The following is a 23,141-nucleotide window of genomic DNA, read 5'->3' as shown; positions in this document are numbered from 1 at the left end:
ACCTTGACGGCGATCGTCAGCGCCACGCCACCTTGAGACGCCCATACGGATCGCTGCCGCCGGTGAAGTAACACTGCCGGACGAAGAACGAGGTCTCGTCGTAGTCGGAGTCGATCATCCAGAGCGCAATCTGACTGGTGTCGTTGCCCTGAGGTCGACGACGATCCTGCCGTCATCTGTGTGGCGGATCTCGATATCGGGCTCACCGAATACGGTGAACAGGTTCGCGGAGTGGGTCTTTCGCAGGTCCTCGCCCATCAGCAGGTCCGCGTTCATCCGAACAAGGAGTATCAGCCGCAACCACTATCAGCTTTTGGAAGCCGGGCTTGGCAAAAGAAGCGATCGCAAGCCGGCGAATCCTCGACTATCCACCCTGATCGCGCTCAGCGAGGTGCTTGGCACGACGGTGCCTGAGTTGATCAACACGATTTTCGCGGATGACGCGACGTCATAACCGCACCAAGCGGCGCTCAGTAGAGTGCAACCGTCCGCAATCCGCAGTGCGCAGCAATAACGTCGAAGTCACGATCGCGGTGAACGACTTGGAGATCGAGCCGCAACGCGACGGCGGCGATCTGACAATCGATCAGACTGCGGACGGTCTTGCCCGCGCGGCGACAACGTCGATGGATCATCGCCGCATCCTCGCAATCACGCACTGGCGCAAGCGGTTCGATGATGAACCGCTGCAGGAACCGGCGGCGTAGGGCGGCCGCGTCGTCGTCGGTGGTGCCGATGAGGAGCTCCATGAGCACCACCTCGGGCACGACGACCGACGTGCCGGACGCGATATTCTCGGCGACCCATTGACTGGCCGTCGAATCCTTGTTCCGGAAGAACTCGATCCATACGGAGGTGTCGACGATCACGCCGAGTCGATGCCGGCGGAGAACGCCTCGATCTCGTCGTTGGTGAAGTCGAAGCCAGTGCCCTGGAGCGCGAGAGCCTCCTGTGCGCTCAAGGCCTCTCCCACAAGCCGGCGCAATGCCAGGTCGACGGCGCTCTTCTTCGAATCGAGCCGATAGAGACGCTGAGCGGCGGCGACCAACTCATCGTCGATATCGATGTTCGTGCGAGACACGTACACCACGATACACTCGACGGTGTACGGCCATCCCCGCCCACTCTCCGACGAGCGTGCGCATTTGTACGTCGACACTGCGTGTGTCGTGTACAAACACGCACGCTCGCGGAAAAGAGAGCGTGATCAGAGGATGTAGAGCATCTCCTGATAGGTCGGCAGCGGCCAGAGGTCGTCCGCCACAACGGTTTCCAGCGCGTCGGCGGCCGTACGCACCGCTTCCATCGCAGGCAGCAGCTCCTCCTTGGCGTGGGTCGCCTCCGCGAGGCTGCCCTCGGCATGGGTACCCAACGCCGTCTTGAGTGTCCCCAACGCGGCGGTCAGCTCGGCGATCGGGGCCGAGACCGTCTCCAGCAGCGTGGTGTCTGCGGCGACACCCGCGGCCTTCAGGGCGGCCACGTTCTGCGCCAGCTCGGTCTGGTAGCGGACCGCGGCGGGCAGGATGATCGTGGTTCCGATCTCCAGTGCCAGCTTCGCCTCGACCGCGATGGTCAGGGCGTACTGCTCGAGGCGGACCTCGTAGCGGCTGTGCAGCTCGCGCTCATTGAACACGCCGTACTTCTCGAAGACCTCGATGGCCTCCGGGGTGATCAACTGCGGGATAGCGTCCAGTGTGGTCTTGAGGTTGAGCAGGCCACGCTCGGCGGCCTCGATCTGCCAGTTCTCCGAGTAGCCGTCGCCGTTGAACACGACCGCGCCGTGCTCGGTGATGACCTCGGTCAGCAGCGACTGAACGGCGGAGTCGAAATCCTTGCCGTCGGCGACCGCCTTCTCCAGGACGGTGGCCATGTAGTCGAGCGAGTCGGCCATGATCGTGTTCAGGATGATCATCGGCACATTGATGGTCTGCCCCGAGCCCGGCGCGCGGAACTCAAAGCGGTTGCCGGTGAAGGCGAACGGGCTGGTGCGGTTGCGGTCGCCCGGATCGGTCGGCAGCGGCGGCAGGGTGTCGACGCCGATGTGCATGACGCCCTTGCCCTTCGACGACGTCGCCGCGCCCTTGGCGATCTGCTCGAAGACGTCGGCGAGCTGGTCGCCGAGGAAGATCGAGATGATGGCCGGCGGGGCCTCGTTGGCGCCGAGGCGGTGGTCGTTGGTCGCCGAGGCGACCGAGACGCGCAGGAGACCGCTGAACTTGTGGACGGCACGGATGACCGCGGCGCAGAACACCAGGAACTGGGCGTTCTCATGAGGGGTGTCACCGGGCACCAGCAGCGAGCCGAGCTGTGCGTTGCCCATCGAGAAGTTCACGTGCTTGCCCGACCCGTTGACGCCGGCGAAGGGCTTCTCGTGGAACAGGCACTCCATGCCGTGCTTCTTGGCGATCGTCTTGAAGATCGTCATCAGCAGCTGCTGGTGGTCGGCGGCGATGTTGGCCCGCTCGAACATCGGGGCGATCTCGAACTGGCCGGGGGCCACCTCGTTGTGCCGGGTCTTGGCGGGGATGCCGAGCTTGAACAGCTCACGCTCGGTGTCCATCATGAACGCCAGCACACGGTCGGGGACGGCACCGAAGTAATGGTCGTCGAACTCCTGGCCCTTGGGGGGCTTGGCGCCGAACAGGGTACGGCCGCCGTTGATCAGGTCGGGGCGCGCCAAGAAGAAGTGCCGGTCGATGAGGAAGTACTCCTGCTCGGGACCGCAGAAGGACACGACCTTCTCCAGGCCGGTGTGGCCGAACAGCTTCAGGATGCGCTCGGCGTGCGTGCCCATCGCCTGCTGGCTGCGCAGCAGCGGGGTCTTGTAGTCCAGCGCCTCACCGGTCATCGACACGAACACGGTGGGGATGCACAGCGTGTTGCCGTTGGGGTTCTCCAGGATGTAGGCCGGGCTGGTGACGTCCCAGCCGGTGTAGCCGCGCGCCTCGAACGTGCTGCGCAGGCCGCCGGAGGGGAAGCTGGAGGCGTCGGGCTCACCCTGGATCAGGGTCTTGCCCGCGAACTCGGCCAGCGTCTGGCCGTCGGAGACCGGCTCCAGGAAGCTGTCGTGCTTCTCGGCGGTCAGGCCGGTCATCGGGTAGAAGACGTGGGCGTAGTGGGTGGCGCCCTTCTCCAGGGCCCAGTCCTTCATCGCCGCAGCGACTGCGTCGGCGACGGCCGGGTCGAGCTTCACACCCTTGTCGATGGTGGCGACGACGGACTTAAAGACGGACTTAGGCAGTCGCGCCTGCATCTCGGCTTTCGTGAAGACGTTCGATCCGAAGATCTCGCCCGGCTCCTCGGCCGGATCGAAGCTGATCGCCGGCGGCACGTACGCCTCGACGCTGGTGATCGCCTGCAGACGAACTGCATTTCCGCTCAATTGACTTCCTATCGCTGCGTGGTCCGCGTACGGGTTCGCGAACTTTGGACCGTGCAACAGTAGGGAGCGTTCATGGCAATCTTGTTACGTTGACGTCAACGGCGTAATGCGTCGCCACGGGAAAAGATAGCGAAATCGGACCGCGTGCGACGGCCCAGGCCACGCAAGCGGGCCAGGACGGCGCGGCAACGCGATAGCCGGATAAGCAGTGGTGATAGGTCCGAGGCTGAGCGAATCCACCGCCGCGGCGGCCAATTGGGTTTGCCCGGCCGCGACCCCAACCCCTTCTGAACCAGCGAGGGCCGGGGCTAGACTATGCCATTCAATTAAATGGCCTAATCTGTCGACGAGCTGATCTGTAGAGGCGCGAGAAGCGGAGGATGCATGCCACACACCGGCGGCGCTGCACCGTTGCCCTCGGTACTCCCAGCACGGGCGGTCTGAAAGACCGGCGGCTGCAGGAGGATTCTCATTTCCAGTCTGTTGAAGCGAGCGTGGATCCCGCTGGTCATCGTTGTGGTGGTCGCGATCGCGGGTTTCACGGTGATGAGGATCCGCACCTTCTTCGGCGGCCCCGACACCGTCGGAGTGTCCACCGCCATGGAAGACGACACCAAACCCTTCGAACCCAAGGTCGTCACCTACCAGGTCTACGGCGTCCCCGGCGCCACCGCCGACATCAACTACCTCGACCTCAACGCCCAACCCCAACGCGTCGACGGCGCCGCCCTGCCCTGGTCACTGACCCTGTCCACCACCGCACCCTCGGTCTTCCCCAACATCGTCGCCCAAGGCGACGGTGACACCATCAGCTGCCGCATCACCGTCGACGACGAACTCAAAGACCAACGCACCTCCGACGGCGTCAACGCCCAAACCTTCTGCCTGGTGAAATCCGCATGACCGCACCCACCAGCGACCTCCCCGCCGCGGCGGTCGAGGAACGGCGCTCGGGTTTGGCGCGGTTCATCCGGACGTTCGCGGTGCCGATCATCCTCGGCTGGGTCGTGCTCATCGCGGTCCTCAACATCGTCGTGCCCCAGCTGGAGACCGTCGGGCAGATGCGCGCGGTGTCGATGAGCCCCGACCAGGCGCCGTCGATGGTCGCGATGAAGCGTATCGGGCACGTGTTCGAGGAATTCAGCTCCAACAGTTCGGCGATGATCGTGCTGGAGGGCGATCAGCCCCTGGGCGACGACGCGCACAAGTACTACGACGAGATCGTCGCCAAGCTCGAGGCCAACAGGACCTACGTCGAGCACGTCCAGGACTTCTGGAGCGACCCGCTGACCGCGGCCGGATCCCAGAGCCCCGACGGCAAAGCCGCCTACGTCCAGGTCTACCTCGCGGGCAATTTCGGTGAGGCGCTGGCCAACGACTCCGTCGAGTTCGTGCAACAGGTCGTCTCCGAGACCCCCGCGCCGCCCGGGGTGAACGCCTACGTGACGGGTCCCGCGGCGGTGGCCGCCGATCAGCACCTCGCCGCCGACCGCAGCATGCGGACCATCGAGATAGTCACCTTCACGGTGATCATCACCATGCTGCTGCTGGTCTACCGCTCGATCGTGACGGTGTTGCTGGTGTTGGTGACGGTGGTCCTCGGGTTGTCGGCGACCCGAGGGGTCGTGGCATTCATGGGTTACTACGACATCATCGGGCTGTCGACGTTCGCCACCAACCTGCTGGTGACCCTGGCGATAGCGGCGGCGACCGACTACGCGATCTTCCTGATCGGCCGCTACCAGGAGGCCCGCTCGGTCGGCGAATCCCGCGAATCGGCGTTCTACACCATGTATCACGGCACCGCCCACGTGGTGTTGGGCTCGGGTCTGACGATCGCCGGCGCGACGTTCTGCCTGCACTTCACCAACCTGCCGTACTTCCAGACGCTGGGCATTCCGCTGGCCATCGGCATGCTCGTGGTGGTCTTCTGCTCGATGACGCTCGGCGCCGCCATCGTCACGGTGGCCAGCCGGTTCGGCCTGCTGGAACCCAAACGCGCCATGCGCATCCGCGGCTGGCGTAAGGCGCCGCGACCGTGCGCTGGCCCGGCCCGATCCTGGTGGCCACCATCGCCCTGTCACTGGTCGGCCTGCTCACCCTGCCCGGCTACCGCACCAGCTACAACGACCGCAATCTACATGCCCGCCGACATCCCGCCAGTGCCAACGTCGGCTACGCCGCGGCCGACCGGCATTTCTCGCAGGCCTGGATGAACCCCGAACTGCTGATGATCGAAAGCGATCACGACCTGCGCAACCCTGCCGACTTCCTGGTCATCGACAAGGTCGCCAAGGCCATCTTCCGGGTGCCCGGCATCGGCCGCGTTCAGGCCATCACCCGGCCGTTGGGCACCCTGATCGAACACACCTCGATCCCTTTCATGATCGGTATGCAGGGCACCACCCAGCAGATGAACCAGAAGTACATGTCCGACCGGATGGCCGACATGCTGGTGCAGGCCGACGAGATGCAGAACACCATCGACACGATGGAGAAGATGCAGCGCCTGACTCGGGAGATGGCGGCGACTAACGTTGCGCATGGCCTCTACCAAGACCAAGGAGATGAGCGTCGACATCGCCGAGTTGCGGGACCACATCGCCGATTTCGACGACTTCTTCCGTCCGCTGCGCAACTACCTCTATTGGGAACCACACTGCTACAACATCCCGATCTGCTGGTCGATGCGCTCGATCTTCGACACCCTCGACGGCATCGACACCATGACCGACGACATCCAGCAGCTCGTTCCCGATATGGAACGCCTCGACGCCTTGATGCCGCAGATGGTGGCGTTGATGCCCGAGATGATCGCGACCATGAAGACCATGAAGACCATGATGCTGACGATGTACGCCAGCCAGAAGGGTCTTCAGGATCAGATGGCCGCGATGCAGGACAACGCCAACGCCATGGGGAAGGCGTTCGACGTGTTGCAAGAACGACGACCTGTTCTATTTCCGCCGGGCACAGCCTTCGACAACCCCGACTTCAAACGCGGCGCGACGATGTTCCTCTCCCCGACGGCCACGCGGTGCGCTTCATCATCTTCCCAGCGAGGGCGACCCGATGAGCCCCGAAGGCATCGAAGCCCACATCGACGCCATCAAGACCGCCGCCAAGGAAGCCATCAAAGGCACTCCGCTGGAAGGGTCCAAGATCTACCCGGCGGCGACCGCCGCCACCTTCAAAGACATGGCCGACGGCGCCCGCTACGACCCCGCGATCGCCGGATCGCCTTCGCCGGCGCTGACCTTCACCACCGCGCTCATCCTCACCCGCGCGGTGGTGGCTGGCCGCCGTGATCGTGGGCACCGTGGTGCTCTCCTGCCAAGGCCTGTTCGGCTCGGTGCTGATCTGGCAGCACATCCTGGGCATGGAGTTGCACTGGATGGTGCTGGCGATGTCGGTGATCATCCTGCTGGTCGTCGTTTACCTTCGACAACCTGCTGCTGGTGTCACGGTTCAAGGAGGAGATCCACGCCGGCCTGAACACCGGCATCATCCGCGCCGGGCGGCACCGGTTCGGTCGTCACGGCCGCCGGCCTGGTGTTCGCGTTCGCCTGCTGATGCGTCAATGGCGTTCAGCGACCTCGTCGTCATCGGGCAGGTCGGCACCACCATCGGGCTGGGCCTGCTGTTCGACACCCTGGTGATCCGGTCGTTCATGACACCGTCGATCGCCGCACTGCTCGGCCGCTGGTTCTGGTGGCCGCAGAACGTGCGCAGCCGACCACCGCGGACGCCGTGGCCAGCACCGAAGACTGCGCCCGAACCGTCCCTGACCATCTCGTGATCTCCCGGCGCAGCCCACGCCGAAATCGACGTTCTGCGGCGGTTGTCTCGGGATTCGCCTGCAATACGTCGATCTCGCGGAAGATGGCTGGGCTCCGCCGGCGCGACCGACCGACACCGGGAACAGCTACAAAGTGATAGCCGAGCTGGAGGCCGCCGTCGCCGCGGGGTGGATGGCTTCTACCAGGTCCAGACGGACATGTCGTCGGGCGGGTATTGGGCACATACGTCGGTGGTGCGCGCGGCCACACCCTTGTTGTTGAAGAACAGCTTGGCCCAGTTGGGCCACCGGAACGCCATCTGCTCGTAGTAGATGTCGGTGGCGATGTTCTCCGAATACGCCCGGCGGCCCGCGTAATCCATCGAATAGAACCAGTGGATCCGGTCGCGGGCACCCTGCTGGATGTCGGGTGACTTGTTGTTGTAGTCGATCATGTAGCGCTCGTAGTAAACCGGCCGGACATCACGCGCGGCGGCCATGATCTGCTCGGCGGTACACGTCGTCTTGAGCATCCGGTTGGGAATCGGATAGTCATCGGTGGCATCAGCGGCCGCCACCCCGACAGACAGCACCACCGCCCCGGCGACGGCCAGAGCAACGCTGAAGCGTTTGACCATCGTGACCTCCTGACGCTTCAGTTCTGCTGCCGCGCGGCCCGTTCGAGGACCGGTGTCTGATCCGGACAGTAGAAGCTGATCGCCGCCCCGAGGAACTGCCACGCCTGCTCGGTGGTGCTGTCCTTCTGGAGCTGGTTGGCGACGAAGCGCGCCGATTCGAATGCGTCGGCGTCCACACCCCGGTACAGCCGCTTACACGTGATCTTGCCGATCCACGCGTTGTAGTCCTTCTGCCCGTAGATGCCGTAGCCGTGCAGTTGATTGGCGAAGTCGGTGTCCGGGTCGGCATGCGCCACGGCGGGTGGAGCCACCGCGCAGCCGATTGCGACAGCCAACGCGACCATCGCTGCTCTCACCTGGCTGATCTTAGCTTGACTAACTCTGCTCAGTGTCCCGATCGCTCTGCTCAGTGTCCCGATCGCTCTGCTCAGTGTCCCCAGCGTCATCTCGCACCCTACGCTGGGTTCATGCTGAGCAGGGAGGTCCCGTGGGTCGGGTGACCACACGGCGCCGCGCGCAACATCTGACCGCGGCGGCCAGCATCGCGCGCCCCGAGACCCTCGTCGTCGAGGAGCCGCTCGAAATCCGGGTCGACGGCACGGCGATGACGGTCACCATGCGCACCCCGGGATCGGATATCGAACTGGCGCAAGGGTTTCTGCTCACCGAGGGAGTCATCGGCGCGCGCGCTGACGTGCTGTCGGTGCGCTACTGCAGAGGCGCGGTGCGCAACTCCGGCTCCCCCGACAGCCCGTCGGATGACGGAGGTCAAGAGGGCGCCAACACCTACAACGTCCTGGACGTCAGGCTGGCTCCCGGGGTCGCGGCGCCGGAGGTGGACGTCACCCGCAACTTTTACACCACGTCCTCGTGCGGGGTGTGCGGCAAGGCTTCGCTGGACGCGGTGCGGCTGATCAGCAAGCACGGCCCGGGCGACGATCCGTCCACGGTCACCGCGGACGGGTTGTCGGCGATGCCCGGCCGGCTGCGCGCCGCGCAGAAGGTATTCGCCAGCACGGGCGGGCTGCACGGCGCGGCGCTGTTTGCCATGGCCGGAACGCCTGACGGGACGCCGCTCGTGGTGCGCGAAGACATCGGCAGGCACAACGCGGTCGACAAGGTCATCGGCTGGGCGCTCGAACAGGACCGGATCCCGCTGACCGGCACCGTGCTGCTGGTCAGTGGCCGCGCCTCGTTCGAGCTCACCCAGAAGGCGGTGATGGCCGGGATCCCGGTCCTGGCCGCGGTGTCCGCACCGTCGTCGCTGGCCGTCGACCTCGCCACCCAGTCGGGTCTGACGCTCGTCGCCTTCCTGCGCGGCGATTCGATGAACGTCTACAGCAGGCCCGACCGGATCACCCGGTAGCCCGGGCTCGGAGCTCCACCACCGACCGCAGCCCCCGGCTCGACCGGGGCACCCTTGGCCAGCGCGCCGACGGCCGTGACTGCTGCATGAAAAGTGATGCCTTTCTTGGCTTTTGCGCCGAGCCGAGCGGGTCAGCGCATCTCGCCGGCCCCGACGTACGGGTACGGCGTCTTGAGCAGGTCGCCTTCGGCGAAGCGTGACAGCCGGAAGTCGGTTTCGGGAATCCGGGGGTCGCTGCTGCGCCCGTCGACCACCAGGTCGGCGACCAGTTTGCCCACCGCGGGCGCGATCTTGAAGCCGTGGCCGCTGAATCCGGCGGCCACGATCAGGCCGTCGAGCTGGGTTTCGGAGATGACGGGATTCCAGTCGGGGGTCACGTCGTAGCAGCCCGCGTAGCTGCTGCTGATCCCGGCCTCGGAGAAGGCGGGGAAGCGGGTGCCCACTTTGTCGGCGGTCAGCTCAAGGAAGGCGTCGTCGGCGCGGTTGAGGTAGCGGTCGGGGTCGGCGATCTCCAGCTCGGCCAGATCGCTGTTGCCGAACAGGATCTCCCCGCGCACGTCGGGCCGGATGTACTGCAGCGACACCAGATCGGAGAACACCGGCACCGGACCGAGTTCCACGCCGGGATCGATCATGACGATCTGCTCGCGGTGCACCTCGATCGGGACGTCGATCCCGTAGGCCGACAGCAGCGGGCGCGTCCACACCCCGGTGGCGGCCACGACGGTGTCCGCCGAGATGGTGCCGTCGCCGGCAAGTTGCACACCGGTGACCTTCTCGCCGTCGAGCAGCAGCCCGGACACGGTGGTGCCCTGGCGGATTCGCACACCCGCGGTGCGGGCGGCAACCGCGAACGCCTGTGCGGTCTGGTAGGCGTCGCCGTACCCGCCGCGCTCCTCCCAGCCGAACGCGGCGAACGGCTCAAGGTCGGCGGCGGGCCACATCTTGGCCACCTCGTCGCGGTCGATCTCCTGGGTCTGCACGCCGACCGCCCGCTGGGCGTCCAGGCTCTTGCGCATGTTCTCTACGTTGGGCTCGGCGACGCCCACGACGTAGCCCGTCTGGCGGAATCCGATGTCGACGGTGGCGTCGCCCAGGATCTCCGGCGCCTTCTCGAAGAACTCGAGACCGGCGGCGGCCATCGCGGCCAGCGAGCTGACCCCGTAGTGGCAGCGGATGATGCCCGACGACTTTCCTGTCATCCCCCCGCCGACGGTATCGCGTTCCACCACAACGACATCGGTGATACCGCGCTGGCTCAGCGCCCACGCCGCCGCGGCGCCTTCCAGGCCGCCGCCGATGATAACGACCGACGCGGTTTCGTTGCCGCTAGTCACAATCCCCCGACCCCCGGGATCCATGCGGTGCCCGCCAGCGGCACCCGCGCCATCGCGGCGGCCTCGATCGAGATCGCCACCAGGTCTTCGGGTTCCAGATGCTGCAGATGCGCCTTACCACACGCGCGGGCGATGGTCTGGGCCTCCATCGTCATCACCCGCAGGAAGTTCGCCAGCCGGCGTCCACCCATGACAGGGTCAAACCGGGCCGCGAGCTCGGGATCCTGCGTGCTGATGCCCACCGGATCGCGGCCGTCCTGGTAGTCGTCGTAGAAACCCGCTGCACTGCCGATCTTCTCGTATTCGGCGTTGAAGCGGGGGTCGTTGTCGCCCAGCGCGATCATCGCCGCGGTACCGATGGCAACCGCATCGGCGCCCAGCGCCATCGCCTTGGCCACGTCGGCACCATTGCGGATGCCGCCGGACACGATCAGCTGCACACCCTTCTCGCCTGTCCTATTTCCCGTCGCTCCGCTCGCCCCGCCGCTATTTCCCGTCGCTCCGCTCGCCCCGCCGCGGTGCACGCCAAGCTCCTGCAGCGCCTGCACGGCCTGCGGGATGGCTGCCAGGGTCGGGATGCCGACGTGTTCGATGAACACCTCCTGGGTGGCGGCGGTGCCGCCCTGCATTCCGTCGACGACGACCACGTCGGCCCCGGCGTGCACCGCCAGCTTGACGTCGTAGTAGGTGCGGCTGGCGCCCACCTTGACGTAGATCGGCTTCTCCCAGTCGGTGATCTCACGCAGCTCGTTGATCTTGATGGTGAGGTCGTCGGGTCCGGTCCAGTCGGGGTGCCTGCACGCGCTGCGCTGGTCGATACCCTCCGGCAGGGTCCGCATCCCGGCGACCCGCTCGGAAATCTTCTGCCCCAGCAGCATTCCGCCGCCGCCGGGCTTGGCGCCCTGGCCGAGCACCACCTCGATCGCGTCGGCGCGGCGCAGGTCGTCGGGGTTCATGCCGTAGCGCGACGGCAGGTACTGGTAGACCAGGTTCTTGGACTGGCCGCGCTCCTCGGGAGTCATACCACCGTCACCGGTGGTGGTCGACGTACCCGCCTCCGATGCGCCGCGGCCCAGGGCCTCCTTGGCCGGGCCGGACAGCGCGCCGAAGCTCATCCCCGCAATGGTGACCGGGATATCCAGCCGCAGTGGGTATTTGGCGTTGCGCCCGCCGAGCACGACATCGGTCCCGCAGCGCTCGCGGTAACCCTCCAGCGGATACCGCGACATCGAGGCACCCAGGAACAGCAGGTCATCAAAATGCGGAAGTGACCGCTTGGCGCCGCCGCCACGGATGTCGTAGATGCCGGTGTCGGCGGCGCGCCGGATCGCGGCGATCGTGGTGCGGTCGAAGGTGGCCGACTCGCGCAGGCCGAGGCGGGCGCGGTCGTCGTTGCTATAGGCCATCAGTAGCTGTCCGTGTTGTCGACGTGGAAGTGGTAGAGCGAGCGCGCCGACCCGTAGCGGGTGTAGGACGCGGGGTCGTCGTCGTTGAAGCCGGCTGCCTTGAGCAGCCCGGCCAGTTCCTCGAGGTGTTCGGCACGCATCGGCTTGGCGACGCAGTCGGCGCCAAGCGAGCCGACGGCGCCGCGGACGTAGATCCTGGTCTCGTAGATCGAGTCGCCGAGTCCGTCGCCGGCGTCGCCGCGGATCACCAGCCGGCCCGCCTGGGCCATGAACGCGCTATTGTGGCCGACGTTGCCGCCGATCACGATGTCAACGCCCTTCATCGAGATGCCGCACCGCGCAGCGGCATTGCCCTCGACGACGAGCAGACCGCCGTGGGCGGTGGCGCCCGCGGACTGTGAGGCGTTGCCCTTGACGACGACGGTGCCGCTCATCATGTTCTCGGCGACCCCGGTGCCCGCGTTGCCGTTGATGGTGATCTCGGCCTGCTGGTTCATCCCCGCCGCGTAGTAGCCGACGTGTCCTTCCACCGTCACCTTGATCGGGGCGTTGATCCCGACCGCGACGTTGTGCGAACCCGCGGGGTGCTCGACGACGACCTCGCCGGTGATGTCGCCGTGCAGTGCCGCGTTCACCTCGCGCAGTGGTGTCTGCGCCAGGTCGAACGTCGTCGTGAGTGTCGGGGCTGTCATCTCGTCCATGCGTAAACCACCTCGGGCTCGGGTTCCCAGATTCGTGCGTCGGCGACGCCCGGCAGGTGGGCCAGCGCGCGATACTCGCTGGCCATGGCCACCCAATCGTCAGTTTCAGCGATCACCGCCGGCTTGCAGGCGATGGCGTCGCGGACCACGGCGAAGGAGTCGCGGTTGGACACCAGCAGGGTGTAGAACCCGTCGAAGGTCGCGCACACCTCCTTCAGGGCGGTCTCGATGTCGTGACCGTTGGCCAGCCGGTGCGCGACGAACCGCGCCCCCACCTCGGTGTCGTTCTCGCTGTCGAATTCCACACCCGCGGCGCGTAATTCGCGCCGGATCGTGGCGTGGTTGGCGAACGAGCCGTTGTGCACCAGGCACTGTTCCGGCCCCACCGCGTAGGGGTGCGCCCCGGACGGCGTGACGGCCGATTCGGTGGCCATCCGAGTGTGGCCGACGCCCTGCCAGCCCGTCGCGCTCGCCAAGTTCCATCCCGCTGACAACGCCCTGGGGCTGCCGACGCCCTTGAGCACCGCCAGATCCGTGCCGAACCCCGCGACGAGCGCCTCCGGGTAGGCCGACCTCGCGGCCGCCAGCAGCGCCACCGAGGTCACCGGAGCGGTGAGAAGCACCGTCTCGTCCAGGATCTGGGCCGCCACCGACTCGCCGAGGGCGGCGGTCACCGCCGACGCCGCGTCGTCGGCGGGGACGTCGAGCTCCAGCAGCGATACGCAGGCATGACCGGCGGGCGACCAGGCCGGGTTGCCGTAGACGGCCACACCCGCGGAATCGGCGCCGCGGTCTTGCATTTCGCAGAGCATCCCGCTGAGCAGTTCACCCAGCCGCGGATAGAGTTCCGGGTTGCGGAGGTGCAACCCCACGATGCCGCACATGCTGATCCAATCTCCCTAGAAAGCGGTCAGATACTGGTCGATCTCCCACGGGGAGACCTCGGAATGCCACGCGAAGAACTCCGCGCGCTTGAGCCCGGCGAAATACTCGGAGACCTTCTTCTGCTCGGCCGGCCAGTCGGCGGGCAGCGCCGCGTCGAGGGCGGCGGTCACGACGGTGTCGGCCTCCAGCGACTCCACGGCGTGCAGCAGCGTCAGCGGCAGGGCGTCGATGTGGCTCGGACAGCCGCCGAGGTCGCCGGGATCAAGGCTGCGCTTGATCCCGTCCAGCCCCGCACCGAGCGCGGCCGCGATGGCGAGATATGGATTGGCCGACCCGTCGCCGCCACGCAATTCGACCCGCTGGGCGTCGGGCACCCGCACGTAGTGGGTTCGGTCGTTGCCACCGTAGGTCGGGCGCCGCGGCGCCCACGACGCGCCCGAGGTGGTCGCCGTCGCACCGGTTCGCTTGTAGGAGTTGACCGTCGGCGCCACCACCGCTTGCAAAGCGCAGGCGTGCTCCAGCACGCCGCCGACGAAGCCGTAGGCCGTCGGCGACAGCCCGAGCCCGCGGGTGTCCTCGGCCGCATCCCCGGGGAACACCGGCGCCCCGCCCGCGGTCAGCGACATGTGAAGGTGCAGACCCGATCCCGTGCGCGTGGCGAACGGCTTGGGCATGAACGTGGCCACCATGCCGCGTTCGGCGGCGATCGTCGAGAGCAGGTAGCGCAGCGTCACGACACGGTCGGCGGTGGTCAGTGCGTCGGCGTATTCGAAGTTCTGCTCGAACTGGCCGTTGCCGTCCTCGTGGTCGTTGGCGTAGTTCTTCCAGCCGAGCTGGTTCATCGCCGTCGACACCGCGCTGAGGTGGTCGTACATGCGGGTCAGGCCGCGCACGTCGTAGCAGGGCTGTGCCGAGCTGTCGTGCTCGTCGGCGGTGACCAGGGATCCGTCGGCGGCCTTCTTCAGCAGGAAGTACTCGACCTCGGCACCCACCCACGGCTCGAAGCCGGCGTCGGCGGCACTCTGGATCAGTGCGCGCAGGATGTTGCGCGGCGCGAACGGCCACGGCTTGCCCTCGACGTGGGGGTCGCAGTGCACGATCGCCAAACCCACTTTGATGAACGGGACCGGCATGAACGACCGGGGATCCGGGATGGCCATCAGGTCGGGATCCTTGGGCTCCTGCCCCATCGCACCGACGGCGTAGCCGGCGAAACCGACGCCCGCGGTGGCGAGTTCGTCGACGGCCTGGACAGGCACCAGCTTGGCGCAGGGCTTGCCGCGCAGGTCGACGAACAGGGCGAGGATGAACTTCGTCCCCGAGGCGGCACAGAGGGCGGCCAGGTCGTGCGTGTCGGTCATGAGGTCTCCCATAAGTCGCTTGCGGGTAGTTTACTATAGAGAATCACAGTCCACCAATGGTAGACAGTGCTAACGTCGCCGCGCCGGTCATCGGCAGCCGCACGAAATGTTCCATCTCGATGCGCGGCGTCGAACGCTCATCGGGCTACCGCCGAATCATCCTGCGCCACTACGCTTTCTGACGGTTTCCTGGCGTCGAGCCACGCGGCGGCGCGGTCACGGTACTTGATGATGCCCTTGTAGTCGGCGATATCGCTCGGCAGTTCGGCGAGCACCTCGGCCGTGCGGCGGCGCCACGGCTCCACTGTGACGACCTGATCCAGCGGGAGCATGTACGTGCGGATGAGGAACATCACCGCACCGGAGTCGGCGAGCCGGATGAGGTGCTGGACCTCCACGCGCAGATGCACCAGGCGGCCGAAGGTCTCGTCGTCGACGTGCTGGATCATCTCGCGGTCGGGTCCCCACTCGGGGTAGCGCTCGGTCGACACGTCCAGGCGGCGCCCGATCGTCATCGTCCAGTTGGTCCGCCGGTACGGCGCGTGGGGCTGCAGACGCTTGATGAACTCGTGCGCCCTGGTGATGACGCCCTCCCTGCGAACCCGCGGCACCGGGCCGTGGATCTCCAGAAAGCTCATGCCCACGTCGAATCCGAAACTCCAGTCCGCGGCGAAGGTCACCACCCCCGCATCGGCGAACATCTGCTCGTTGCGCTGGTCGAGCAGCACCACGTCCTCCTGCACCTGGCCGCAAATGTAGCCGAGCGGTTCGGCGGGCAACGTGGTGTCGTCGCCGTAGACGAAGTTCTGGGTGACGTCCAGGACGTCGTTCTCCCAGCGCCACGACCCGTCGGCGCGCACCGTCAGCCGCATCGAATCCGGGTAGGCGGTGGCCAATTCGCGCATCAGGGTGAACATCGCATCCCAAGCGGCCTGACGCATGTGCGGAAGCACGGCGTGCCTGCTCGGGTCGTCCGCGAGCACGCCCTTCCGTTCGGCGAGCTCGCGGCGGTACTCCGAGTCCACGTCGACGACGGTATCGCCCCAGAGCCCCGCGGCGGTCTGCACACCGTGGCCCGCGGGTTCGACGTTCGTGCTGTAGCGGTATCGGTCGTCGACGAAAGGGAACGGAAACCGTTCCAGCAGTGACGGATCGACCGTTGCGCCGGTCACAGCGGTACCTCCAACGTGGTTCCTTTCTCGGCACGGGAAACGCAGGGCATGAGCGAGTCGCCGGCGGCCTTCTCGTCGTCGCTCAGGTAGAGATCGCGGTGCACCGGTGTGCCACCGCACACTGGGATGCGGCATTCACCGCACACCCCCTGCCTGCACAGATTCGGCACGTCGATGCCGCTGTCCTCAAGGGCTTCCAGAAGGCTTGTGCCGCATGGCACATCTAGGGACAGACCCGTCTCGGTCAGCTCGACGGTGAACGGGTCTCCGCCGTCCAGCGCGTCGGCGCCGAACCGCTCGGTGTGCATCCGTGAGGCGGGCCAACCCCGTTCGGTCGCCGCGGCCACAACGGCGTCGATCATCGCTGCCGGACCGCACACGTAGAGGTGGGTGCCGATGGGCTGCCCGGCCAGCACCGCAGCGAGTCGGGCGGTGAACGCCCGGCGGTCGGTGAACAGCTCGGCGCCGGCCCCGGCCAGATCGCGCACGTCTTGGACGTGGGCGGCATATCCGTCGCGAAACGCGTACAGCACCTGGACCTCTCGGCCCCACCGCCGTGCCGCCCGCAGGTGCGACACGATGGGTGTGACGCCTATTCCGCCTGCGATGAGCAGGTGTTTACCCGCCCGCGGGAGGGGCGCGAAGGCGCTGCGCGGCGGGTGCACCGCCAGGGTGTCCCCCACCGCGACGTTGTCGTGCATCCACCGCGAGCCGCCCCTGCCGTCGGCCACGCGCAGCACCGAGATGGTGTACTCGGTGGGCGCGAAGCCGTCGGAGGTCAGGCTGTAGGCGTTGGTGTGCCGTCCCGCACGGACCACAAGGTGGCTGCCCGCGATGAAGCCTGGCAATGCGGCGCCATCGGCGGTGGCCAGCGTGAAGGCCTTGATGCCGGGCGCGTGCTCGGCGATACCGGTCACGACCAGCTCCGAGGTGCTGTTGGCTCCGGTGTGGGGTGCGCTGCCGGACGCTGTCGTGACAGCGATCATGAGACTGGGTCCTCTGCGTCGACCATGAACCCGAGGTACTGGCCGGTCAGTCGCGAAACATGGTGATAGACAAGGAGATCTCGGTGGCACCCGGCGCACGCGACGACGTCGTCGACCTGAGCGTGCACCGGCGTCACGCCGCCGCAGTGCGCGCAGAACACGTCGACGGGACCCGGGCCTGCGGGGGTGACGAACACTTCGTCGTCCTCGAGGCCCGCCGCGGCGGCGACCCCGCGCAGCACCAGGCATGCGCCTGCAGGCCCGGTGAGGCACACCCGCACCCCGACCGTCGCGGTGGAAAGCGCCGCACGCAACAAGGACTGGGCCTGCGCCACGGTGTCGGCGTGTTCGCGTCGTACGGTTGCCTCGGCCCCGAGTTCACGTTCCCAGCCGTCGAGGACGGGGATTGCGTGCGGTCCGGCCCCGACGAGAAGGTAGGACGTGCCTCCGCTGCCGAGCGGTCCGGCGGCGGGCTGCGCCGAGGGGCGGGCCCACGCCGGAATGCTCGAGTAGTCGATCTGCGCCATCGGGCGGTCAGAGCAGGTCGGCGTTGCGGTGGCCGGTGTAGAAGGCCTGCGCGTAGCTCGGTGTGGAGAAGTAGATCTTGGAGCCCTTCGGGAAGAAGATGGCGTCCTTGGCCCTGGCGATCTGCTTGTAGCCGGTTTCCTTGTTCTCCAGCAGGAACTCACCCTCGAGCACGGTCTTCATCTCGTCGTACTCGTACTCGTAGTACAGCGGGGCGTCGGTGTGACGCAGTTCGAAGTAGCCGCTGCACATCGCGCTGCCATCGGGGTTCTCGTAGACGTCGCCGATGAATCCCTTCGTCCCCGGGTACTGGCTTTCCGCCATCCTGGGCAGTTCCTTCCAGGCGTCGGCGGTTACGCGGAACTCGACCAGGGCTTGGCTGTTGTCGACGGTCACTGGACCCTCTCCGTTGATTCTTAGCAAGAAACTATGTCATCTGTTATGAAACCTGCGGTGCGTTTCGGGTTTGTGACATGTGTGTTTATGTTCGAGAAATTTGGTCTACCACCAGTAGCCATCGGATACTCCGACGACCCGCGAAAGGCGCCCTACCTGCAATCTCCATCGGTTCTCCACCCAACCTCCAAGCTCGCCAATGCCTGGTTCGCCGACGATCAGTGATCGAGAAACCACGAGAAACCATCTGTGGGAGGAAAAGTGCGATGGCCGAAATTCTGATTGCCTCGACGCCGCCGATCGGCCACGTCGGACCCCTGCTCAACGTCGCGCGAGGCCTCGTCGACCGCGGCGACCGGGTGAGCTTCCTGACCTCTGCGAGACACGGCGACAGAATCCGCGAGGTCGGCGCGCACCCGTACCCGCTGCCTGCCGGCGCGGATATCGACGAGACCCGGCTCAATCTCGACCTGCCCGGCCGGGAGCAGACCTCGGGGGTCAGACGGATCGACTTCGACGTGACCCGGGTATTCGTCAGGCCGATGGCCGATCAGGCTGGCGCGTTGGCGAAGGTGATGTCGGCGCAGCGTTTCGACGCCGTCGTCTTCGACACCACGTTCTTCGGAATCCTTCCCCTTCTGCTGGGTGACCGCGCCGCCCGGCCCCCGATGCTGGCGTACAGCACGATGCCGCTGCTGATCACCAGCCGCGACACCGCACCCCCCGGGTTGGGGCTGCCGCCGTCAGCGACCCCCGCCGGACGGATCCGCAACGGGGTGTTGAACCTGCTGACCCACAAGGTGCTTCTGCGCGGATCCCACCGCGCCGCCAACCAGCAGCTCGACCTCCTCGACGAGCGCCGGTTGCCGCTATTCGTCCTGGATTCCGGACTGCTCGCCGATCACTACATCTCACCGACCGTGCCCGAATTCGAGTACCCCCGCAGCGACCTTCCCTCGTGCATACGCTTCGTCGGCGCGGTTCATCCCGCCCCCGCGCAGGACTTCCTGCCACCGCCGTGGTGGTCCGAACTCGACGGCGACCGCCCCGTCGTCCACGTCACCCAGGGAACCGTGGACAACCAGGACCTGGGCCGGCTGCTGGAGCCCACCATCGAAGCGCTCGGCGGCGAGGACGTCGTCGTCGTGGCCACCACCGGTGGACGCGACATCACCTCGATCAAGGGCAGGATCCCCGCCAACACCTATGTGGCCGAATACATCCCGCACGACCGGTTGCTGCCGAAGGTGAATGTGATGGTGACCAACGGCGGCTACGGCGCCGTGCAGCGTGCGCTCGCCAGCGGGGTTCCGCTGGTGGTCGCCGGCGACACCGAGGACAAACCAGAGGTGGCGGCGCGGGTCGCGTGGAGCGGCGCGGGCGTCGATCTGCGCACCGGGAGTCCGACGCCCGCGGCGGTGCGCTCGGCGGTGCGCACCGTGTTGGGACACGACCGGTACCTGCGACGGGCACGCGCATTGGAGGTGGCGTTCGCCCGGCGCGACGGCGTGGCGGAGACCGCTGCGCTGATCGACGAACTGATCTCCGGTGAGGAACGGGTGTGACGCGATGGCGCGTGGCTGGGATATCCATCTCTACGTCGGCCGGTGGTCGGTGACCCTCGGCGGACCCAACCGGGTAGACCTGGGCAAAAGACAGGTAGTGCACTACTCACGCGCATCATCGCCCACTGCGGGAGCGTGGTGGAGTGGTCAGTGAACTGCAGTTCATCGCGGTCGGGGTGTTCTTGACCTGGTGCCTGCTCAGCTCACTGAGCGGGATGCTGCGCCACGATTCCGTCGACCGGCCCGCCCGCCTCGTGTGGCGGGAACGGAATACGGCTGGTTGGACCAGGTGGCGCGAGGTGCACTACGGCCTGACCACGGCCGACCGCAGGACCCTGGCCGCGCCGGGGCACAGCGTCGACGAGCGGGCCTACGCGGCCCTTATCGAGACGGTGTTGCACCAGGCCATTACGTCCGAATCGCGGGCCGTCCAGTTCGCGGTCATCGACACGGCGCAGTACACCGAAGCGCCCGGTGTGCTGTTCGTGTCGGACGTGCACGACACGGGGATCGACTCGGGGATCGACTCGGGGATTGTGGTGGCGTGATCACCCACCCGGCAGCGCTGTGCATGCACATGGTGATGGCAGTGCCGGTGAGGGGTCGGCACCGCCATCACCAATAGCAATCGCGAGGTCTTCGGGGTCTATATGTCGTTGAGGTCTTCCGTCGCGACTAAGCAGTCTTATCGCGACGCTCGTTGCGCGTCGGCTTACGCGGCACGATCGTCGGCAGAACGTTGTCCTGCACGGTCTCCTTGGTCACGACAACCTTGGCGACGTCGTCACGACTGGGGATGTCGTACATGACCGGAAGCAGCACTTCCTCCATGATGGCGCGCAGCCCGCGAGCGCCGGTGCCGCGGTGGATGGCCTGATCCGCGATGGCCTCCAGCGCGTCGTCGGTGAACTCCAACTCGACGCCGTCCATCTCGAACAGCCGGGTGTACTGCTTGACCAGAGCGTTCTTCGGCTTCGACAGGATCTGCACCAGCGATTCCTTGTCGAGATTGGTCACCGACGCGACGACGGGCAGGCGCCCGATGAACTCGGGGATCAACCCGAACTTGATCAGATCCTCCGGCATGACCTCGGCGAAGTGATCCTGGGTGTCGATCTCGGCCTTGGAGCGCACCTCGGCGCCGAAGCCCAAGCCGCGCTTGCCGACCCGATCGGAGACGATCTTCTCCAACCCGGCGAACGCACCGGCGACGATGAACAACACGTTGGTGGTGTCGATCTGGATGAATTCCTGATGGGGGTGCTTACGCCCGCCCTGTGGCGGGACCGAAGCCTGGGTGCCCTCCAGGATTTTCAGCAGGGCCTGCTGTACACCTTCACCGGAGACATCGCGGGTGATCGACGGGTTCTCGCTCTTGCGGGCGATCTTGTCGACCTCGTCGATGTAGATGATGCCCGTCTCGGCGCGCTTGACGTCGTAGTCGGCGGCCTGGATCAGCTTGAGCAGAATGTTCTCGACATCCTCACCGACGTAGCCTGCCTCGGTCAGCGCCGTCGCGTCCGCGATCGCGAACGGGACGTTGAGCATCTTGGCCAGGGTCTGCGCCAGATAGGTCTTGCCGCAGCCGGTGGGGCCGAGCATCAGGATGTTGGACTTGGTCAGTTCGACGGGCTCGGAGCGTGAGTCGCGGCTCTTCTCGCCGGCCTGAATTCGCTTGTAGTGGTTGTACACCGCGACGGCGAGCGTCCGCTTGGCGGTGTCCTGACCGATGACGTAGCTCTCGAGGAAGTCCCGGATCTCGGCGGGCTTGGGAAGCTCATCGAGCTTGACGTCGTCGGCGTCGGCCAACTCTTCTTCGATGATCTCGTTGCAGAGGTCGATGCACTCGTCGCAGATGTATACGCCGGGACCCGCGATGAGTTTCTTGACCTGTTTCTGACTCTTGCCGCAGAACGAGCACTTCAGCAGGTCACCGCCGTCTCCAATGCGCGCCATGGGGTGGGGTCCTACTTCCTGTTCGCAGTCGCTGTGAATCGGGTGGCCCGGGTCACGTCGTGTGTAGACCCGACGCTACCCGTAACATCCGGCGCGGTGCGACCGATAAAGCCGAATCGCGTCGTTGGTATTTAACTGTGTTCGCAGAACATAACGCCTGACACACCCTGCGAACCCCCGCTACGCGCCACCGTGTCCCTGGCGTGTCGTCGCCGTGACCGGAACGAGAGGGGTGCCGCGGCGTAAGTCGCATACAACGATACCGGCCGAACGGCGACGAGGTCCGGCGCGAACGGCTACGCCGGACCTGGACCGATCATGAGCGCTCAGACGCTCTGAGCCGAAAGCTTCCGGTACGCCAGGACGGTGTCGATGATCCCGTATTCCTTGGCCTGGTCGGCGGTGAGGATCTTGTCCCGGTCGGTGTCCTTGCGGATCACCGCGGCATCCTTACCCGTGTGGCGCGCCAGCGTGGTCTCCATCAGCGTGCGCATCCGCTCGATTTCGGCGGCCTGGATCTCCAGATCGGAGAACTGCCCCTGGATGACACCGCCGAGGGAGGGCTGGTGGATCAGGACGCGTGCGTTCGGCAGCGCCAGCCGCTTACCGGGTGTGCCGGCGGCCAGCAGCACCGCGGCGGCCGACGCGGCCTGGCCGAGGCACACCGTCTGGATGTCGGCGCGCACGTACTGCATGGTGTCGTAGATCGCCATCAGCGACGTGAACGAGCCGCCCGGCGAATTGATGTACATGGTGATGTCGCGGTCGGGATCCAGCGATTCCAGCACCAGCAGCTGAGCCATGATGTCGTTGGCCGAGGCATCGTCAACCTGCACGCCGAGGAAGATGATGCGTTCCTCGAACAGCTTGTTGTACGGGTTGGACTCCTTGACGCCGAAGCTGGAATGCTCGATGAACGACGGGAGGATGTAGCGGGCCTGCGGCTGAAGCTCGTGGTTCATTTGTCTAGTCCTGCTCCCGGTCCGGTGCCGTTGAGGTTGGCGCTGGTGATGATGTAGTCGACGAAGCCGTATTCAAGGGCTTCCGGAGCGGTGAACCAGCGGTCGCGGTCCGAGTCGGCCTCGATGCGCTCGATGGTCTGGCCGGTGAATTCCGCGTTGAGCCGGAACATCTCCTTCTTGATGACGGCGAACTGCTCGGCCTGGATCGCGATGTCCGCGGCCCCGCCGGTGATCCCACCGAGCGGCTGGTGCATCAGGATCCGGGCGTGCGGCAGCGCGTAGCGCTTGCCCTTGGTGCCCGCGGCCAGCAGGAACTCACCCATCGAGGCGGCCATGCCCATCGCATAGGTGGCGACGTCGCAGGGCGCCAGCACCATCGTGTCGTAGATCGCCATGCCCGCGCTGATCGATCCGCCGGGCGAGTTGATGTAGAGATGGATGTCCTTGGTCGGGTCCTCGGCGGAAAGCAGCAGAATCTGCGCGCACAGCCGGTTGGCGATGTCGTCGTCCACCTGGGACCCGAGGAAGATGATGCGCTCCGCGAGCAGCCGCTCGTAGACCGAGTCGATAAGGTTCAGCCCCTGCGCGGCGCCACGCATGTGAGTCACGACTGGATACCTGCTTTCTATGGGTCGAGGGCCGCCGGAGGTGCGAGGCGCCCATCTCTAACAGACATTAACCAACCCGCTGCGACGCGCACTCCCCGACCAGCGCACGTTCGCTGT

General features: G+C 66.2%; 24 protein-coding genes and 3 pseudogenes. 8 read left to right on the top strand and 19 right to left on the bottom strand.

What is annotated here, in order from left to right; translation table 11 throughout:
* Window positions 1–114: 114 nt before the first annotated feature.
* The 4 genes from ADBZ6K_RS19330 to ADBZ6K_RS19315 form a co-directional block, all read right to left on the bottom strand.
* Window positions 115–276: a hypothetical protein gene (locus tag ADBZ6K_RS19330; RefSeq protein WP_526349621.1), complete on the bottom strand. Its 162-nt coding sequence runs from the start codon at window positions 274–276 to the stop codon at window positions 115–117.
* Between the two features lie 194 nt (window positions 277–470).
* The gene (gene vapC, locus ADBZ6K_RS19325) at window positions 471–869 is read right to left on the bottom strand and encodes a type II toxin-antitoxin system VapC family toxin (RefSeq protein WP_526349619.1); all 399 of its coding nucleotides are present in this window, start codon (window positions 867–869) and stop codon (window positions 471–473) included.
* Window positions 866–1,081, bottom strand: coding sequence for a type II toxin-antitoxin system VapB family antitoxin (locus tag ADBZ6K_RS19320; protein WP_526349617.1), 216 nt, complete (start codon window positions 1,079–1,081; stop codon window positions 866–868). The genes vapC and ADBZ6K_RS19320 overlap by 4 nt, the downstream gene beginning before the upstream one ends.
* 126 nt (window positions 1,082–1,207) lie before the next feature.
* Complete coding sequence (locus ADBZ6K_RS19315) at window positions 1,208–3,382, bottom strand: glutamine synthetase III family protein (protein WP_526349615.1); 2,175 nt, start codon at window positions 3,380–3,382, stop codon at window positions 1,208–1,210.
* Between the two features lie 471 nt (window positions 3,383–3,853).
* Here ADBZ6K_RS19315 and ADBZ6K_RS19310 point away from each other — a divergent pair, with 471 nt between their 5' ends.
* Both ADBZ6K_RS19310 and ADBZ6K_RS19305 read left to right on the top strand, forming a co-directional pair.
* A complete protein-coding gene (locus ADBZ6K_RS19310; RefSeq protein WP_526349685.1) occupies window positions 3,854–4,285 on the top strand; it encodes an MmpS family transport accessory protein in 432 nt (143 codons plus the stop codon).
* The gene (locus tag ADBZ6K_RS19305) at window positions 4,282–5,598 is read left to right on the top strand and encodes an MMPL family transporter (RefSeq protein ID WP_526349613.1); all 1,317 of its coding nucleotides are present in this window, start codon (window positions 4,282–4,284) and stop codon (window positions 5,596–5,598) included. The genes ADBZ6K_RS19310 and ADBZ6K_RS19305 overlap by 4 nt, the downstream gene beginning before the upstream one ends.
* Here the strand turns inward: ADBZ6K_RS19305 and ADBZ6K_RS19300 are convergent.
* Window positions 5,520–5,963: a hypothetical protein gene (locus ADBZ6K_RS19300; protein WP_526349691.1), complete on the bottom strand. Its 444-nt coding sequence runs from the start codon at window positions 5,961–5,963 to the stop codon at window positions 5,520–5,522. The two genes, ADBZ6K_RS19305 and ADBZ6K_RS19300, sit on opposite strands and share 79 nt — an antisense overlap.
* Here ADBZ6K_RS19300 and ADBZ6K_RS19295 point away from each other — a divergent pair.
* The 3 genes and pseudogenes from ADBZ6K_RS19295 to ADBZ6K_RS19285 form a co-directional block, all read left to right on the top strand.
* Window positions 5,926–6,354: pseudogene (locus ADBZ6K_RS19295) on the top strand (MMPL family transporter); the annotation flags it as partial. The gene ADBZ6K_RS19300 and the pseudogene ADBZ6K_RS19295 sit on opposite strands and share 38 nt — an antisense overlap.
* A gap of 100 nt (window positions 6,355–6,454) precedes the next feature.
* Window positions 6,455–6,619 (top strand): annotated as a pseudogene (locus ADBZ6K_RS19290) (MMPL family transporter); the annotation flags it as partial.
* 67 nt (window positions 6,620–6,686) lie between these two features.
* On the top strand, window positions 6,687–7,181 hold the full coding sequence (locus tag ADBZ6K_RS19285; RefSeq protein WP_526349611.1) for an MMPL family transporter: 495 nt from the start codon (window positions 6,687–6,689) through the stop codon (window positions 7,179–7,181).
* A gap of 179 nt (window positions 7,182–7,360) precedes the next feature.
* On the opposite strand, the gene ADBZ6K_RS19280 is transcribed toward ADBZ6K_RS19285, so the two are convergent.
* Together ADBZ6K_RS19280 and ADBZ6K_RS19275 are read right to left on the bottom strand one after the other, a co-directional pair.
* Window positions 7,361–7,798, bottom strand: coding sequence for a DUF5078 domain-containing protein (locus ADBZ6K_RS19280; protein WP_526349609.1), 438 nt, complete (start codon window positions 7,796–7,798; stop codon window positions 7,361–7,363).
* A gap of 17 nt (window positions 7,799–7,815) precedes the next feature.
* Window positions 7,816–8,142, bottom strand: coding sequence for a DUF732 domain-containing protein (locus tag ADBZ6K_RS19275; RefSeq protein ID WP_526349683.1), 327 nt, complete (start codon window positions 8,140–8,142; stop codon window positions 7,816–7,818).
* A 143-nt stretch (window positions 8,143–8,285) separates the two neighbouring features.
* On the opposite strand from ADBZ6K_RS19275, the gene fdhD reads away from it, so the two are divergent.
* Window positions 8,286–9,164 carry a formate dehydrogenase accessory sulfurtransferase FdhD gene (fdhD, locus tag ADBZ6K_RS19270; protein ID WP_526349607.1) on the top strand — a complete coding sequence of 293 codons (879 nt, stop codon included), beginning with the start codon at window positions 8,286–8,288 and terminating at the stop codon, window positions 9,162–9,164.
* 131 nt (window positions 9,165–9,295) lie between these two features.
* On the opposite strand, the gene ADBZ6K_RS19265 is transcribed toward fdhD, so the two are convergent.
* The 9 genes and pseudogenes from ADBZ6K_RS19265 to ADBZ6K_RS19225 all read right to left on the bottom strand — a co-directional run bounded on the left by ADBZ6K_RS19265 (window position 9,296) and on the right by ADBZ6K_RS19225 (window position 17,933).
* Complete coding sequence (locus ADBZ6K_RS19265) at window positions 9,296–10,501, bottom strand: NAD(P)/FAD-dependent oxidoreductase (protein ID WP_526349605.1); 1,206 nt, start codon at window positions 10,499–10,501, stop codon at window positions 9,296–9,298.
* Entirely contained in the window at window positions 10,498–11,907 is a 1,410-nt protein-coding gene (locus ADBZ6K_RS19260) for an FMN-binding glutamate synthase family protein (protein ID WP_526349603.1), read from the bottom strand. Before ADBZ6K_RS19260 ends, ADBZ6K_RS19265 begins: the two co-directional genes overlap by 4 nt.
* On the bottom strand, window positions 11,907–12,608 hold the full coding sequence (locus ADBZ6K_RS19255) for a protein glxC (RefSeq protein WP_526349601.1): 702 nt from the start codon (window positions 12,606–12,608) through the stop codon (window positions 11,907–11,909). Before ADBZ6K_RS19255 ends, ADBZ6K_RS19260 begins: the two co-directional genes overlap by 1 nt.
* Window positions 12,596–13,492: a class II glutamine amidotransferase domain-containing protein gene (locus ADBZ6K_RS19250; protein WP_526349599.1), complete on the bottom strand. Its 897-nt coding sequence runs from the start codon at window positions 13,490–13,492 to the stop codon at window positions 12,596–12,598. The genes ADBZ6K_RS19255 and ADBZ6K_RS19250 overlap by 13 nt, the downstream gene beginning before the upstream one ends.
* A 15-nt stretch (window positions 13,493–13,507) precedes the next feature.
* A complete protein-coding gene (glnT, locus tag ADBZ6K_RS19245) occupies window positions 13,508–14,854 on the bottom strand; it encodes a type III glutamate--ammonia ligase (RefSeq protein ID WP_526349597.1) in 1,347 nt (448 codons plus the stop codon).
* Window positions 14,855–15,033: 179 nt separating this feature from the next.
* A pseudogene (locus tag ADBZ6K_RS19240) lies at window positions 15,034–16,026 on the bottom strand (heme-dependent oxidative N-demethylase subunit alpha family protein); the annotation flags it as partial.
* Entirely contained in the window at window positions 16,023–17,012 is a 990-nt protein-coding gene (locus ADBZ6K_RS19235; RefSeq protein ID WP_526349595.1) for a PDR/VanB family oxidoreductase, read from the bottom strand. The pseudogene ADBZ6K_RS19240 and the gene ADBZ6K_RS19235, both read right to left, overlap by 4 nt.
* Window positions 17,009–17,539 carry a dimethylamine monooxygenase subunit DmmA family protein gene (locus ADBZ6K_RS19230; protein WP_526349593.1) on the bottom strand — a complete coding sequence of 177 codons (531 nt, stop codon included), beginning with the start codon at window positions 17,537–17,539 and terminating at the stop codon, window positions 17,009–17,011. The genes ADBZ6K_RS19235 and ADBZ6K_RS19230 overlap by 4 nt, the downstream gene beginning before the upstream one ends.
* A gap of 7 nt (window positions 17,540–17,546) precedes the next feature.
* Window positions 17,547–17,933, bottom strand: a complete 387-nt coding sequence (locus ADBZ6K_RS19225) for a EutQ-related cupin domain-containing protein (protein ID WP_526349591.1) — start codon at window positions 17,931–17,933, stop codon at window positions 17,547–17,549.
* A 266-nt stretch (window positions 17,934–18,199) separates the two neighbouring features.
* On the opposite strand from ADBZ6K_RS19225, the gene ADBZ6K_RS19220 reads away from it, so the two are divergent.
* Together ADBZ6K_RS19220 and ADBZ6K_RS19215 are read left to right on the top strand one after the other, a co-directional pair.
* Window positions 18,200–19,498: a nucleotide disphospho-sugar-binding domain-containing protein gene (locus tag ADBZ6K_RS19220; RefSeq protein WP_526349588.1), complete on the top strand. Its 1,299-nt coding sequence runs from the start codon at window positions 18,200–18,202 to the stop codon at window positions 19,496–19,498.
* Window positions 19,499–19,641: 143 nt separating this feature from the next.
* Entirely contained in the window at window positions 19,642–20,046 is a 405-nt protein-coding gene (locus ADBZ6K_RS19215; protein ID WP_526349586.1) for a hypothetical protein, read from the top strand.
* A gap of 127 nt (window positions 20,047–20,173) precedes the next feature.
* Here the strand turns inward: ADBZ6K_RS19215 and clpX are convergent, their stop codons facing one another.
* The 3 genes from clpX to ADBZ6K_RS19200 all read right to left on the bottom strand — a co-directional run bounded on the left by clpX (window position 20,174) and on the right by ADBZ6K_RS19200 (window position 23,015).
* Window positions 20,174–21,454, bottom strand: a complete 1,281-nt coding sequence (gene clpX / locus ADBZ6K_RS19210; protein ID WP_526349584.1) for an ATP-dependent Clp protease ATP-binding subunit ClpX — start codon at window positions 21,452–21,454, stop codon at window positions 20,174–20,176.
* 326 nt (window positions 21,455–21,780) lie between these two features.
* A complete protein-coding gene (clpP2, locus tag ADBZ6K_RS19205; protein ID WP_526349582.1) occupies window positions 21,781–22,416 on the bottom strand; it encodes an ATP-dependent CLP protease proteolytic subunit ClpP2 in 636 nt (211 codons plus the stop codon).
* Complete coding sequence (locus tag ADBZ6K_RS19200) at window positions 22,413–23,015, bottom strand: ClpP family protease (protein WP_526349681.1); 603 nt, start codon at window positions 23,013–23,015, stop codon at window positions 22,413–22,415. The genes clpP2 and ADBZ6K_RS19200 overlap by 4 nt, the downstream gene beginning before the upstream one ends.
* Between the last annotated feature and the right edge of the window lie 126 nt (window positions 23,016–23,141).

Source organism: Mycobacterium sp., from assembly GCF_044223235.1.
Classification (GTDB): domain Bacteria; phylum Actinomycetota; class Actinomycetes; order Mycobacteriales; family Mycobacteriaceae; genus Mycobacterium.
The sequence above is the reverse complement of the archived record's forward strand: the minus strand, read 5'-3'. Positions and strand labels throughout refer to the sequence as shown.

Coding starts and splice junctions, on each gene's coding strand:
- ADBZ6K_RS19200 (WP_526349681.1), bottom strand. CDS start 23,015: ATGCGTGGCGCCGCGCAGGGGCTGAACCTTATCGACTCGGTCTACGAG.
- ADBZ6K_RS19300 (WP_526349691.1), bottom strand. CDS start 5,963: ATGTCGACGCTCATCTCCTTGGTCTTGGTAGAGGCCATGCGCAACGTT.
- ADBZ6K_RS19255 (WP_526349601.1), bottom strand. CDS start 12,608: ATGGACGAGATGACAGCCCCGACACTCACGACGACGTTCGACCTGGCG.
- ADBZ6K_RS19330 (WP_526349621.1), bottom strand. CDS start 276: ATGAACGCGGACCTGCTGATGGGCGAGGACCTGCGAAAGACCCACTCC.
- ADBZ6K_RS19275 (WP_526349683.1), bottom strand. CDS start 8,142: ATGGTCGCGTTGGCTGTCGCAATCGGCTGCGCGGTGGCTCCACCCGCC.
- ADBZ6K_RS19235 (WP_526349595.1), bottom strand. CDS start 17,012: ATGATCGCTGTCACGACAGCGTCCGGCAGCGCACCCCACACCGGAGCC.
- ADBZ6K_RS19305 (WP_526349613.1), top strand. CDS start 4,282: ATGACCGCACCCACCAGCGACCTCCCCGCCGCGGCGGTCGAGGAACGG.
- ADBZ6K_RS19230 (WP_526349593.1), bottom strand. CDS start 17,539: ATGGCGCAGATCGACTACTCGAGCATTCCGGCGTGGGCCCGCCCCTCG.
- clpP2 (WP_526349582.1), bottom strand. CDS start 22,416: ATGAACCACGAGCTTCAGCCGCAGGCCCGCTACATCCTCCCGTCGTTC.
- ADBZ6K_RS19250 (WP_526349599.1), bottom strand. CDS start 13,492: ATGTGCGGCATCGTGGGGTTGCACCTCCGCAACCCGGAACTCTATCCG.
- glnT (WP_526349597.1), bottom strand. CDS start 14,854: ATGACCGACACGCACGACCTGGCCGCCCTCTGTGCCGCCTCGGGGACG.
- ADBZ6K_RS19220 (WP_526349588.1), top strand. CDS start 18,200: ATGGCCGAAATTCTGATTGCCTCGACGCCGCCGATCGGCCACGTCGGA.
- clpX (WP_526349584.1), bottom strand. CDS start 21,454: ATGGCGCGCATTGGAGACGGCGGTGACCTGCTGAAGTGCTCGTTCTGC.
- ADBZ6K_RS19280 (WP_526349609.1), bottom strand. CDS start 7,798: ATGGTCAAACGCTTCAGCGTTGCTCTGGCCGTCGCCGGGGCGGTGGTG.
- ADBZ6K_RS19260 (WP_526349603.1), bottom strand. CDS start 11,907: ATGGCCTATAGCAACGACGACCGCGCCCGCCTCGGCCTGCGCGAGTCG.